General features: G+C 70.2%; 11 protein-coding genes and 1 pseudogene. 8 read left to right on the forward strand and 4 right to left on the reverse strand.

The genetic code is table 11. The features are described 5' to 3' along the window. Positions 1-152: 152 nt before the first annotated feature. Complete coding sequence (locus VMS22_10395) at positions 153-1,697, reverse strand: sigma 54-interacting transcriptional regulator (GenBank protein HXJ34433.1); 1,545 nt, start codon at positions 1,695-1,697, stop codon at positions 153-155. A gap of 90 nt (positions 1,698-1,787) precedes the next feature. Between VMS22_10395 and VMS22_10400 the strand changes: the two genes are divergently transcribed. Both VMS22_10400 and VMS22_10405 read left to right on the forward strand, forming a co-directional pair. Beyond that, positions 1,788-2,261 carry a hypothetical protein gene (locus tag VMS22_10400; protein HXJ34434.1) on the forward strand — a complete coding sequence of 158 codons (474 nt, stop codon included), beginning with the start codon at positions 1,788-1,790 and terminating at the stop codon, positions 2,259-2,261. A 61-nt stretch (positions 2,262-2,322) separates the two neighbouring features. Then, on the forward strand, positions 2,323-3,858 hold the full coding sequence (locus VMS22_10405; GenBank protein ID HXJ34435.1) for a sigma-54-dependent Fis family transcriptional regulator: 1,536 nt from the start codon (positions 2,323-2,325) through the stop codon (positions 3,856-3,858). A 40-nt stretch (positions 3,859-3,898) separates the two neighbouring features. Here the strand turns inward: VMS22_10405 and VMS22_10410 are convergent, their stop codons facing one another. Then, positions 3,899-4,786: an SAM-dependent chlorinase/fluorinase gene (locus VMS22_10410; GenBank protein ID HXJ34436.1), complete on the reverse strand. Its 888-nt coding sequence runs from the start codon at positions 4,784-4,786 to the stop codon at positions 3,899-3,901. A gap of 87 nt (positions 4,787-4,873) precedes the next feature. Here VMS22_10410 and VMS22_10415 point away from each other — a divergent pair. Further along, positions 4,874-5,101, forward strand: a pseudogene (locus tag VMS22_10415) (DMT family protein). On the opposite strand, the gene VMS22_10420 reads toward VMS22_10415, so the two are convergent. Beyond that, a complete protein-coding gene (locus VMS22_10420) occupies positions 5,100-5,927 on the reverse strand; it encodes an SDR family oxidoreductase (GenBank protein HXJ34437.1) in 828 nt (275 codons plus the stop codon). The pseudogene VMS22_10415 and the gene VMS22_10420 sit on opposite strands and share 2 nt — an antisense overlap. Positions 5,928-6,061: 134 nt before the next feature. On the opposite strand from VMS22_10420, the gene VMS22_10425 reads away from it, so the two are divergent. Together VMS22_10425 and VMS22_10430 are read left to right on the forward strand one after the other, a co-directional pair. Further along, positions 6,062-7,933: a 2-oxoacid:acceptor oxidoreductase subunit alpha gene (locus tag VMS22_10425; GenBank protein ID HXJ34438.1), complete on the forward strand. Its 1,872-nt coding sequence runs from the start codon at positions 6,062-6,064 to the stop codon at positions 7,931-7,933. Beyond that, on the forward strand, positions 7,933-8,928 hold the full coding sequence (locus tag VMS22_10430) for a 2-oxoacid:ferredoxin oxidoreductase subunit beta (protein HXJ34439.1): 996 nt from the start codon (positions 7,933-7,935) through the stop codon (positions 8,926-8,928). Before VMS22_10425 ends, VMS22_10430 begins: the two co-directional genes overlap by 1 nt. An 11-nt stretch (positions 8,929-8,939) precedes the next feature. Here the strand turns inward: VMS22_10430 and VMS22_10435 are convergent, their stop codons facing one another. Then, on the reverse strand, positions 8,940-10,562 hold the full coding sequence (locus tag VMS22_10435; protein HXJ34440.1) for an NAD(P)/FAD-dependent oxidoreductase: 1,623 nt from the start codon (positions 10,560-10,562) through the stop codon (positions 8,940-8,942). Positions 10,563-10,744: 182 nt separating this feature from the next. Here VMS22_10435 and VMS22_10440 point away from each other — a divergent pair, with 182 nt between their 5' ends. From VMS22_10440 to VMS22_10450, 3 genes are all read left to right on the forward strand, one after another. Next, entirely contained in the window at positions 10,745-11,617 is an 873-nt protein-coding gene (locus VMS22_10440; protein HXJ34441.1) for a c-type cytochrome, read from the forward strand. Positions 11,618-11,723: 106 nt separating this feature from the next. Then, positions 11,724-12,908, forward strand: a complete 1,185-nt coding sequence (locus VMS22_10445; GenBank protein HXJ34442.1) for an acetyl-CoA C-acyltransferase — start codon at positions 11,724-11,726, stop codon at positions 12,906-12,908. Positions 12,909-12,923: 15 nt separating this feature from the next. After that, positions 12,924-13,334, forward strand: a complete 411-nt coding sequence (locus tag VMS22_10450) for an EVE domain-containing protein (GenBank protein ID HXJ34443.1) — start codon at positions 12,924-12,926, stop codon at positions 13,332-13,334. Positions 13,335-13,338 lie beyond the last annotated feature (4 nt).

Consider the following 13,338-nt stretch of genomic DNA (forward strand, 5'->3'; position numbering starts at 1 on the left):
GTCGTCTCCTCCTCCCTTGTCGGAGCTTGATCGCTCGCTCACAGAGCGAAGCAACGGCCATGCCACGGTGCGGCAACGGCGGAATGAGGGTTTTTCGAGGCGGCGGTGCATCGCCCCGTATGCGGTGCCGCGGATTGTATGCGCTGCGGCGCTTAGCGGAGGCCGTAGTCCTTCATCTTCCGCTGCAGCATGGCACGCGAGAGGCCGAGGACCTGGGCCGCGTGCGTCACGTTGCCTCCATGGCGGTGCAAGACGCCCGCGATGTGGTGGGCCTCGAACTCGGCCCGCGCCTCTCGCAACGGGCGGTCGTCGGAGGGCAGCCCGTCGCCCGGGCTGCGCGCCGGCTTGCGCAGCTTGGCCGACAGGTGCGCAAGGCCGATGCGATCGCCGTCGCGCGCCAGGGTTGCGGCCCGCTCCATCTCGTTCTGCAGCTCGCGCACGTTGCCGGGCCAGTCGAACTGTACGAGAACGTCCATCGCGTCGGGCTCGATACCGTCGAAGTGACGGCCCTGGCGATCGGCGGCGGCGCGCAGAAGGTGGTGCGCGAGGAGCGCGATGTCCTCGCGCCGGTCGCGCAACGGGGGCACGCGCACCGGGAAGGCGGCGAGCCGATAGTAGAGATCCTGCCGGAACGTCTGCTTCAGGACGGCGTGCGACAGGTCCCGATTGGTCGCCGACAGCACGCGCACGTCGATCCGCCGCGGACGGGTGTCGCCGACCGGGATGATCTCGCCCTCCTGGAGGACGCGCAGGAGCTTCGCCTGCATGGCGAGCGGCATCTCGCCCACCTCGTCGAGCAGGATCGTGCCACCGCCCGCCGCTTCGAAGAGGCCGCGCTGGTCGTGGGTCGCGCCGGTGAACGACCCGCGCCGGTGGCCGAAGAGCTCGCTCTCGAGCAGGGCCTCGGGCAGCGCGGCGCAGTTGACCGCGACGAAGGGGCCGTCGCCGCGCGGGCTCGCGCGATGGATGCCGCGCGCGACCAGCTCCTTGCCGGTGCCCGTCTCGCCCTCGATCAGAACGGCGATCGTCGACGCGGCGGCGCTCTCCATCAGACGAAAGACTTCGATGATCGCGGGGCTGGTGCCGACGATCTCGCCGAACCGCTCGCGGCGTGCGATGTCGAGGCGGAGGGCGCCGACCTGGGCCCGCAGGCGCGCCTCCGAGACCTTCAGGTCGTCGTAGCGGCGCGCGTTCTCGATCGCGACCGTGACGCTCGCCGCGAGCGACTCGAGGAGCAGGAGATCACCGTCGGTGAACGAGGTTCCCTCGCGCCGGTTCACGCACTGTACGACGCCCATCGGACCGTGCGGACCCACCAGCGGGGCGGCGATGATGCTGCGGGTGGTGAAGCCGGTCTTCTGGTCGACGCCGGGGTAGAAGCGCGGGTCGACGGTGACGTCGTCGACCCGCAGCGAGCGTCCCGACGTGATGACGGCCCCCGCGACCCCCCGATCGGCGGGGAAGCGGGCCCGCAGGAGCCGCGCCGCGACCTCGGGATCGCCGCTGGCAGCGTAGGGGAAGTAGAGCTCGTCGGCATCCTGGTCGAGGAGGAGCACCGCGGCGCCCTCGGCCTCCAGCATGTCGCGGCACTTCTCCACCACGAGCGGGAGGAGCTCCCCCAGCTCGAGCTGCGAGGCGAAGGCGCACCCGAGCTCGTAGAGGAGCTGAAGGCGGGCGGCGTCGTCGATGTGTCCCACGGGACGGCCGAAGCTAGAGGCAGGCCCCTCCGGGGTCAACTTTCGGCTGCGCGGGTGTAACCGAGACCGACCGCCCGCATCGAGATGAGCATGCGCGTGGTAGCCGTACTGGTCGTCTGTTGCGCCGCCGTGACGGCGTTCGCCGGGGAGCCGGTGGACCTTCCGCCGACGAGCACGCGCGCACTCCTGCGCTGGTTGCGCGACGGCGTGTACCGGCAGCGCTTCGTGCCCGAGCCCGCGGTCCACGAGTCGGAGGCCGCCGTGCACGGGCCCCACGTGCGCACCTGGTACGGTCCGGTCCTGGTGCAGGACCTGCGCGGTGGCGTGCTCCCGCTACGGCGCGGTGCGGCCATGGTGAAGGAGCTCTACTTCGCAGGCACCGACGAGGTCGTCGGCTGGTCGGTCATGCGCAAGGTACGCCGACGCAGCACACGCGGGCGCGGGTGGTACTTCTTCGAGACGTTCGACGGACGGGACGCGCTCTCCAGCGGGCGCGGCGTCGGGATCTGCGTCGGGTGCCACGCCGCCGGGAAGGATTTTCTCTTGTCGGCATTTCGACCGTAGGCGCCCGAAGTAGTTGTCAGATCGGGGGCGCGCGATCTATCAGGGGTGAGCCCCGCACCCCATGGACGACAAAGACCTCGCCCACCAGCTCTCGCGGATTCGCGCCGAACGGGACCTCTACCTCCGCCTGCTCGAGCTGGGCGGCCTCGAGGACGTCGCCTCGTTCCTGCGCGAGGCCCTCGGGCTCGTCGTCGAGCTGGGTGGGGCCACCCGCGGCTACCTCGAGCTCAGCAGCGGCGATGACGAATCGGGCGGATCCCGGTGGTGGATCGCGCACGGCTTCGCAGCGGGTGACGTCGACGGCATCCGGTCCGCGATCTCGCGGGGCATCATCGCCGAGGCGCTCGCGACCGGGAAGACGGTCGAGACCACGTCGGCGCTCGACGACGATCGGTTCCGCGAGCGCACGAGCGTGCGCCAAGCCCGGATCGAGGCGGTGCTGTGCGTTCCGATCGGCGACGATCCGCCCACCGGCGTGCTCTATCTGCAAGGGCCCGCCGGCAGCGCGCTCTTCGGTCCCGCCGAGCGGGCCCGCGCCGAGCTCTTCGCGCGCCGGATCGCGCCGCTGGTCGATTTCGTGATCACCCGCGAGCGCGCGCGCGTCGCGAGCGATCCCACGGCGGGACTCCGCAAGTCGCTTCGGCTCGACGGCGTCATCGGCCGGAGCCCGGCGCTCGCGGCCGTGCTGCGCGAGGTGGCGATCGCCGCGCCGCTCGACGTGAGCGTGCTCCTCACCGGCGAATCGGGCACCGGGAAGAGCCAGCTCGCCCGTCTGATCCATCTGAACAGCCCACGGGCCACGCAGCCCTTCGTCGAGCTCAACTGCGCCGCGCTGCCCGAGGGCCTGGTGGAGAGCGAGCTGTTCGGCGCGCTGCCGGGTGCGCACTCGACGGCGACGCGGCGGATCGAGGGCAAGGTCGCGGCCGCGGAACACGGCACGATCTTCCTCGACGAGATCGGCGAGCTGCCGTTACCCGTCCAGGCGAAGCTGCTCCAGCTCCTGCAGTCGCACGACTACTACCCGCTCGGCGGCACCGCGCCGGTACGGGCCGACATCCGCGTCATCGCGGCGACCAACGGCGACCTCGCCCAGGCGGTCGCGGAGCGACGGTTCCGCGAGGATCTGTTCTATCGCCTGCAGGTGCTGCCGATCCGCATGCCGGCGCTCGCCGAACGACGCGAGGACGTGCGGGCGCTGGCGCAGCATTTCTGCGCCGCGGCCTCCTCGCAGCATCACTTCCCCGCGGTGACGCTGTCGCGCGATGCGCTGCGGGCGCTCGAGGCGGCCGAGTGGCCCGGCAACGTGCGACAGCTCGCGCATGCGGTCCAGGCCGGCGTCATCCGCGCCGTCGGCGACGGCGCGCCGACGGTCGAGCGAAACCACATCTTTCCGGACACCATGCCAGCCGGCGACGCCGTGCCGTCACCCCCGGAGACGTTCCAGAACGCGACGCGGCAGTTCCAGCGCCAGCTCCTCCAGGACGCGCTCGAGGAGTCGGGCTGGAACATCATGCAGGCCGCACGACGCCTCGATCTCACGCGGACCCACGTCTACAACCTCATTCGGGCGTTCGGGCTCCGACGCGCGGGATCGTGACGGAGGAACGTTCGCCCGCCGGGCGCTCCCCGGGTTCTCGCTAGGGGGGTGTACCCTTGCGACGCACGACCAGCGGCGCCGGCGGCACGACGCGATGCGTATCGGCGAAGCTGCCCTGGTTCAGCGCGACGCCGAGGCGGTCGCGCGAGTCGACGTAGAGCAGCGGCGCGCCGATCGGAACGTCACTGAACGTTCGCACGAAGGGAACGACCAACCGCTCGCTCCCGATCTCGATCGGTACGCCGTCGCCGATCCCGTAGCCGAGCTTCGCGAAGACGCGGGCATCGACGTCGGTGATGAGGTTGCCGAAGGGTCCATCGGTGGCGACCACCCGTCCGCGCAGGACATCGCCGTCGAGCGACGCCATGTGCAGGTCGAGCCGGAGCGGCGTCTCGATGGGCGGGCCCACCTTCGTCCAGTCCTCGCCGCGCGCCAGGTGGGCGGCGACCGGGGCGAAGACGTCGCGGCCGTGGAAGGTGGACGACCGCCCGCCGGCGCGCATCCAGGCGGGGTTCGCGATCTCGCGGGCGCCCACCAGGCCGTCGCGCTCCGCCACCAGCGTCGCGAGGCCGTTGTCGGGCAGGACCAGGAACTGCCCGCGCTTCGTGCGCGCAACCATCGGCTTGCGGGTGCTCCCGACCCCCGGATCGACGACCGCCAGGAAGACCGTGCCCGCGGGGTAGTGTGCCGCCGTGTCGGCCAGCAGGCGCGCCCCGTCGGCGATCGCGAACGGGGTCACCTCGTGCGTGAGGTCGATCGTGCGCAGCGCCGGCTCGACCTGCAGCATGACGCCCTTGCAGATGGCGACCGCGTCGTCCCGCGTGCCGAAGTCCGAAAGGAACACGACGGTGGGCGGTCCGCCGGCGGCGCCCGCCACGCTCGAGGCGAGCAGCCCGGCCACGAGCACGATCACCGGCCACGGCCGCATGGCGCACGTCCTTAGGATCGCGTCGCCGGCGCCGTCAAGCACGCTGCGGCGCGCGTCTCGCCGCCCGACTCGTTACGGTCGTACGTCATGCCACCGCTCGCGCGCACGAGCGGCCTGCTCACGCTCTCGAACGTCTTCATGACCGCCGCATGGTACGGCCACCTGCGCTTCCGCCAGCTCTCGCTGTGGACCGCGATCCTGGTCAGCTGGGGACTCGCGTTCTTCGAGTACGCCCTGCAGGTGCCGGCAAACCGGATCGGCTACCAGGGCGCCACGGCGTACCAGCTGAGGATCCTGCAGGAGGCGATCGCGCTCAGACGACGAGCCCCCCGTTCGGCGACAGCACCTGCCCGGTGAAGTAGGACGCGCCGGGTCCGGCCAGGAAGAGCGCCGTCGCGGCGACCTCGCGCGTCTCGCCCAGCCGGCCGACGAGCGTCTGGCTCGCGATCGCCGCCGACTGCAGCTCACGATGCGGCCCCATGACGGCGAGGAGCGGCGTCTCGATGTACCCCGGAGCGATCGCGTTCACGAGGATGCCCTGCGGGCCCACCTCGCGTGCGACCGCCTTCGTGAAGCCGATGATCCCCGCCTTGGCCGCCGAGTAGTGGGGCGCGCCCGCGATCCCCGTCGTGCCGGCGATGCTGGCGATGTTGATGATGCGACCGCTGCGGCGCGGAGCCATGAGCTTCAGCGCCTCGCGCGTGCAGCGGAACGTCCCGTCCAGATGGACGGCGAGCATGCGTGACCAGCGCTCGTCGGTCATGCGCGCGGTCGCCTCGAGCGGCGTCGTCACGCGCCCGGTTGCGCCGAGCTCCTGGAGCTGTCGTCCGATCCGATCGCTCGTCTCCGGATCGATCTCGGCGAAGCCCGCGTTGTTCACGAGGACGTCGAGGCGCCCGCCGGTCGCGGCGGCGAGCGTCTCGAACCAGCGTCGGACCGCGGCCGAGTCGGCGACGTCACCGACGAGCGGCTCGCAAGCGAGTGCGCCGGCGAGCTCCCGCGCGACCGCCGTCGCCGCCTCGTTGCGGAGATCGTTGACGGCGACACGCGCACCGGCGCCCGCGAGCGTGCGTGCGATCTCGCGCCCGAGCCCCGAGCCGGCTCCGGTCACGAATGCGATCTGTCCGTCGAGGTCCCCCATGTCGTCCTCCCTTGCACCGTGTCATATCACGGCCGCTGCGTTTGGATTGCGGCTCGTGGGTGCTCCAGCTATACGCGATAGGAGGAGATCCGCGGGCACGGAAGCCCCGGTACGACGCTAGGAGGTTTCGCTTCATGTCCGACGGTTCGGCCACGAGCCCCAAGCGCGTCGAGGCGCGCGATCAGGTCGTCATCCGCTTCGCGGGCGACTCGGGCGACGGCATGCAGGTCACGGGTATGCAGTTCACGGCCGAGTCCGCGATCGCGGGCAACGACATCGCCACGTTGCCGGACTTTCCGGCCGAGATCCGGGCCCCGGCCGGCACGCTCGCCGGCGTCAGCGCGTTCCAGCTGAGCTTCTCGTCGCACGAGGTCTTCACGCCGGGCGACGACCTCGACGTCCTCGTCGCCATGAACCCGGCGGCCTTGAAGGCAAACATCGACGACCTGCAGCCGGGCGGGATCCTCATCGTCGACCACGAGGGCTTCAACGAGCAGAACCTGAAGCGCGCGGGCTTCGAGCGGAGCCCGCTCGGCGACGGCTCGCTCGCGAAGTACCAGGTCTTCCCGATCGACGTGGCGAAGCTCACCAGCAACGCCCTGAAGGACCTCTCGCTCTCCGCGCGCGAGGTGTTCCGCTGCCGGAACTTCCTCTGCCTGGGTATCGTGTCCTGGCTCTACCACCGGCCGCTCGAGCCGGCCGAGGCGTTCATCCGCGACCGCTTCAAGAAGAACCCGCTCTTCGTCGAGGCGAACCTGCGCGTGCTGAAGGCCGGCTACAACTTCGCCGAGACGACCGAGCTGTTCGCGGTCTCCTACGAGGTGAAGCCGGCCGCGATCACGCCCGGCAAGTACCGCAACATCACGGGCAACACGGCGACGGCGCTCGGCTTCGTCGCGGCGGCGCACAAGGCCGGACGGCCGCTCTTCCTCGGCAGCTACCCGATCACGCCGGCGAGCGACGTGCTCCACGAGCTGGCGGCGCTGAAGCAGTTCGACGTCTACACGTTCCAGGCCGAGGACGAGATCGCCGGCATCGGCGCGGCGCTCGGCGCCGCCTTCGGCGGCGCGATCGCGCTCACGACGACGAGCGGTCCGGGAATGAACCTCAAAGCCGAGACGATGGGGCTCGCCCTCGCGGTCGAGCTGCCGCTCGTGATCACCGACATCCAGCGCGCCGGCCCGTCGACCGGCATGCCGACCAAGACGGAGCAGGCCGACCTCCTGATGGCGATGTACGGCCGGCACGGCGAAGCCCCGATCCCGATCCTGGCCGCCTCGACGCCGGCCGACTGCTTCCTCATGGCCTACGAGGCGGTGCGGATCGCCGTCACGTACATGACGCCGGTGATCCTGCTGACCGACGGCTACCTCGCCAACGGCGCCGAGCCGTGGCTCATCCCGGATCCCGACAAGCTGCCGCCCATAACGGTCAAGTTCCGGACGGATCCACAGGGCTACTATCCGTACCTGCGCGACGAGCAGAAGCTCGCGCGCGCGTGGGTCGTGCCCGGCACGCCGGGGCTCGAGCATCGCATCGGCGGCCTCGAGCACGACCACGTGACCGGCAACGTCAGCTACGCGCCGATGAACCACGAGCAGATGATCCGTACCCGCGCGCGCAAGATCGCGGGCATCGCGCGCGAGATTCCGCCGACCGAAATGTTCGGACCGGAGCGGGGCGATCTCCTCGTCGTGGGGTGGGGCAGCACGTACGGCGCCATCCGCGAGGCGGTGCGCCAGCTCCGCGCGCAGGGGCACGCCGTCGCACACGCCCACCTGCGGCACCTGAACCCGCTACCGCCCGATCTGCCGGCGATCCTGGGTCGCTATCGGCGGGTGCTCGTCCCGGAGATGAACCTGGGACAGCTCGTCCGCCTCATTCGCGCCGACTACCTGGTCGACGCGATCGGCTTCAACAAGGTGCAGGGCCGCCCGTTCAAGGTGAGCGAGCTCGTCGGCCGGTGCCTCAAGCTCATCAATGGGAAGGCGGAGGCCGCGGCGTGATGGCGACCCTCACCAAGAAGGATTTCGTTTCCGATCAGGAAGTACGCTGGTGCCCGGGGTGCGGCGACTACGCGATCCTGGCGCAGGTGCAGAAGGTGCTGCCCGAGCTGGGCGTCGCACGCGAGAACTTCGTCTTCGTCTCGGGCATCGGCTGCTCGAGCCGCTTCCCGTACTACGTCAACACGTACGGCGTGCACTCGATCCACGGCCGTGCACCGGCGATCGCGTCCGGCATCAAGGCGACGCGCCCCGAGCTCTCGGTGTGGGTCGTGACCGGCGACGGCGACGCGCTCTCGATCGGCGGCAATCACCTGATCCACGTCCTGCGTCGCAACCTCGACCTCAACATCCTGCTCTTCAACAACCGGATCTACGGCCTCACGAAGGGGCAGTACTCGCCGACGTCCGAGGTCGGGAAGATCACGAAGTCGACGCCGGTCGGCTCGATCGACCACCCGTTCGACCCGATCGCGCTCGCGCTCGGCGCCGAGGCGAGCTTCGTCGCGCGCACGGTCGACGTCGAGACCAAGCACCTGCAGGAGATCGTCCGGCGCGCCCACGCGCACAAGGGCGGCTCGTTCGTCGAGGTGCTCCAGAACTGCAACGTGTTCAACGACGGCGCCTTCGCCGACGTGACCGAGAAGGATCGCAAAGCCGACCACACGCTTCTCCTCGAGCACGGCAAGCCGCTCATCTTCGGCAAGAACCGCGACAAGGGGATCCGGCTCCGCGACTATCGCCCCGAGATCGTGACGCTCGGGAGCGGCGTCACGGAACGGGAGCTGCTCGTCCACGACGAGACCAATCCGGCGCTCGCCTACCTGCTGTCGCGGATGGGGTCACCGGCGTTCCCGACGCCGATCGGCGTGTTCACGGCGGTCGAGCGGCCGTGCTACGAGGACGCGCTGGCCGCGCAGGTGGCCGCGGCCAAGGCCAAGACCACGCCCGACCTGAAGCGGCTCCTGCACAGCGGCGAGACCTGGGTCGTCGAGTAGACCGGCTCGACCTAGGCCACCACCCGGCTCCGCAGCTCCGGCGGCCACGATGCCGGGTCGTCGGCCGGGTGGACGCGCAGCGACTGTCCCTTCGCCGTGAGCAACGCCTCGCGCGGGACGCCGAGGGCGGCCTGCGCGGCCAGGAGACCCGAGGTCGTCACGCCGAGGATGCCGGGCGCGATCGTGCTCGCCCCGCACTGGTAGAGCCCCGGGATGTGCGAACGGATCGGGAAGCTGAGCGGCCCCAGATTGCGCAAGCTCTTCTCGATCCCGTAGATGCCCCCGCGCGTCGCCGCCAGGTAGCGTGCGTTCGTGAGCGGCGTGCCGAGCGCCTGCAACACGACGTGGCGGCGTACGCCCGGGACGAACACTTCGATGGCGTCGAGCATCTTGTCTGCGAGCCGCCGCTTGAGCTGCCGATAGTCCTCGGGGCGCCGGCCGGGTGTCGAGTCCTTCCACTTCGCGAACGCCTCGTACGACGCGAGACAGATCGCCTCGATCGTATGCTTTCCGTCGCGCCGCCGGGTTGGATCCTTCAGCGTCGTCACGTTGAGGAAGAGCCCGGGCACCTCGTCGATGGCGGCCAGGTCGGTGCGCTCCGCGAGCGCGTACGACGCCTCGACGTCCGTCGTTCGGCTGAACCAGCAGTTCCCGGAGTCGAGGCCCGCCGCGCGCACGTCCATGTCCACGGCGAGAAACAGGCTCAAGGTGGAGCTCGAGTAGCGCATGCGTGCGAGCCGGTTGCGCAGGCGGGCTCCGACGTGCTCCGCGGGCACGAGACGGCCCCAGGTGACGCCCGGATCGGCGTTCGAGATCACGATGTCGGCGCGCAGGAGGGTTCCGTCCGCGAGGCCGACGCCACGCGCGACACCGCCTTCGATGAAGATGCGCTCGACCGGGGTTCCCACGCGCACCTCGCCCGCCCCGTCACGGATGCGCGCGACCAGCGCGTCGGCGATGGCCTGCGCACCGCCACGCGGGTAGCAGCCACCGTCCATGTAGTAGCTGGCGACGCTGGCGTGGAGAATCGCCGGGGCGCGCGATGGCGCCATGCCGTGGTCGCCCGCCTGGATCGAGAGGATCGCCCGCAGCAAGGGATCGTGCGTGAAGCGGTCGAGAAGACGGTCGAGCGAGCGGAGCCCGTAGCGCAGCACGGTTGGCATCCGCAGCGGCAGCAACGCCGCCTCGCGTGCGTCGTGCACCGGGAGCGCACGCCCCACCTCCGCGGTCATCCGCGCGACCGTGTCGAGGTAGCCGTCGATGCCGCCGGCCTCGGCTGGAAAACGCGACTTCAAGCGGGCGGCCAGACGGCCCTGGCCCTTCGGGAAGTCGAAGCGCTCGCGGCCGATTATGGCGTGGTCGTAACCGTCGGGGTTCAGCTCGAAGAAGAGGAGGTCGTTGGCGACGCCGAGACCTTCGTAGATTTCGCGCAAGCCGCCGCCGGGGCCGAGGCCGCCGATGTAGTGCACGCCCGGGCTGAACTGGAAACCACCGAGCGAGAATGATTGAGTGTAGCCGCCGGGATGATCGTGTTGCTCGAAGACGACGACCTTCTTGCCGGCGCGCGCGAGGGCGAGCGCCGCCGTCAACCCTCCAGAGCCCGAGCCGATGATGATCGCGTCGTAGTCGGTCATTGTCTCGAGACGACCATGCAAGCCGGGGGCCGTCGGCTCGGGCCGGGTGGAATCCGCCGGGCCATTCCGAATTGCGCCACCATGCCGTGCGCGCGTTCTCAGAAGCGCGACGGGACGCGCGTCGAGCGATCGGTGCGTCAAGGCATCGGGAGGCGGCAAGGGCTTTGCACCACGCCCGCACCATGACGTCCCTGCGGCGGTGGTGGCTGGGAGCGCTCGTACTCGGGGTCGCGGCGTCGGCCGCGAGCGGCGAGCAGCGCGACGGGAAGTTCCTCTTCGACGCATATTGCGCGGTCTGTCACGGCACCGACGCACGAGGCGACGGGCCCGACGCGGATCTCTTCTCGCCGCGGCCCCGCAACCTGCGCGACGGGATCCTCACGCGCTACGACGACGACGTCCTGGTCGAGCGCATCCGTCACGGTCGCCCGCTCGGTCTCGCGCGGGATCCCGAGGCGCTCCGCGCCCGTGCGGGCGACACCGAGACCCTGGTTGCGCACATGCAGCGCCTGCCGAAGATCGACTGGCGCGTCGCCGAACGCGGACAGGAGCTGTACGTCGACCGCTGCGAGGTCTGCCACGGACCGTTCGGGCACGCCTCGACGGTGCTCCCGCTCGGCGTGACGAAGGCGCCGCGCGATCTCTCCGACCCCGCGTATCAGCGGGCGACCAGCGACGACGCGCTCGTCGACCGCGTCCGCCATGGCCACGCCAAAATGCCCGCGATCCCGGACTTCGGCCTGCGCGAGAACCAGACTGCCCTCGTCGCGTTCGTGCGGATTCTCTCGCCCGGCTACGAGACGTATTCACGCTTCTGCGCCGCGTGCCACGGCGACGACGGGCGCGGCCCCGGGTTCGACTGGGCGACGGAGAAGCGGCCGACGGTCGTCTTCGACGCCGCCTACTTCGCGAAGAAGGACCCCGAGGCCCTGCGCCGCGACGTGTGGCACATGGTGGGCGACGTGCAGCCGCAGATGCCGCACATGAGCCGCCTGCTGTCCCCCAGGGACGTCCGCTCCATCCTGCGCTACCTGCGCTCGCTCCCTCCCGGATAGCCGTCGCGTCGAGGCCTTGCATCTTCTCCTTCGCCCTGCGAGTCATTCCGGGTTCGTCACAACCCCCATCGCAAGGAGAAGAGCGCCCATGCAGGTCATGCGCAAGATCCGTGAAGCCGTGGTCGTCGAGAGCCAGCGCACCGGGCTCGCGAAGTCGTTCCGAGGGTCCTTCAACCTCACGCGGCCCGACGACATGGCGGCGCACTGCGTGAAGGCGGTGCTCGCCAAGGTGCCGCAGCTCGACGTGAAGGAGATCGACGACGTCGTGTTCGGCACGGGCTTCCCGGAGGGGCCGCAGGGCTTCAACGTGGGACGCAACGTGGCGGTCTTGGCGGGGCTTCCGCACGAGGTCGCGGGCGGCACGGTGTCGCGCTTCTGCTCCTCGGGGCTCAACGCCGTCGCCGTCGCCGCGCACATGGTCGAGAACGAGGGCGCCGACGCCGTCATGGCGGGCGGCCTCGAGTCGATCACGTTGATGCAGAACGACTTCTCCAAGCACATGCTCTTCAACCCGTGGCTGACGGAGCACTACAAGCAGGTCTACATGCCGATGGGGCTCACGGCGGAGATCGTGGCCGAGCGCTACAAGGTGTCGCGCGAGGCGCAGGACGAGCTCGCGCTGGCCTCCCAGCAGCGCACCGCGGCCTTCCAGACCTCCGGCAAGGACAAGGAGGAGATCACGCCCATGACGGTCACCATGGAGGTGACCGACAAGGCGACCGGCGCGAAGTCGCAGAAGCAGGTGACGGTCGCGAAGGACGAGTGCAATCGTCCCGACACGACGATCGAAGGCCTCCGCAAGCTTCCGGGCGCCTTCAACCCGACGGGCAGCGTGACGGCCGGCAACTCCTCGCAGTTCTCCGACGGCGCGTCGGCCACGCTCATCATGTCGGCCGAGCGCGCGAAGGCGCTCGGCGTGAAGCCGCTCGGCTACTTCCGCGGCACGGTGTTCGCCGGCTGCGAGGCCGACGAGATGGGCATCGGTCCGGTCTTCGCGGTACCGAAGCTCTTGAAGCGCGCCGGCCTCAAGATCGACGACATCGACGTCGTCGAGCTGAACGAGGCGTTCGCGTCGCAGGTCGTCTACTGTCGCGACAAGCTCGGGATCCCGATGGAGAAGCTGAACCCGAACGGCGGCTCGATCTCGATCGGGCACCCGTACGGCATGACCGGCTCCCGCATGGTGGGCGCGCTGCTGCGCGAGCTGCGCCGCCGCAAGGGTCGCTGGGGCATCGTCACCATGTGCATCGGGGGCGGCATGGGCGCCGCCGGTCTGTTCGAAGCCGCGTAGCGCGCGGACCCGCACATGGCCAAGGGCCACTGGCTCGTGAAGCAGGAGCCCACCAAGTACTCGTGGGATCACCTCGTGCGCGACGGCCGCACGATGTGGGACGGCGTCCGCAACTTCCAGGCGCGCAACAACCTCGCGGCCATGGAGGTCGGCGACCCGGTCCTCTTCTACCACTCGGTCGAGGGCAAGGCGGTGGTCGGCGTCGCCGAGGTCGTGCGCACGGCCTACCCCGACCCGACCACGAAGGAGAAAGGCTGGGTGGTCGTCGACCTCGTCCCGGTGAAGCCGCTCGCCAAGCCCGTCACGCTCGAAGCCATCAAGGCGACGCCGGCCCTGCGTGACATCAAGCTCGTGCGACAGTCCCGGCTCTCGGTCGTGCCGCTCACCAAGGCCGAGTTCGACATGATCGTGAAGATGGGAAGCTGACGGG

It is taken from the genome of Candidatus Eisenbacteria bacterium, assembly GCA_035577985.1.
Taxonomy (GTDB): Bacteria; Desulfobacterota; Binatia; order DP-6; family DP-6; genus DATJZY01.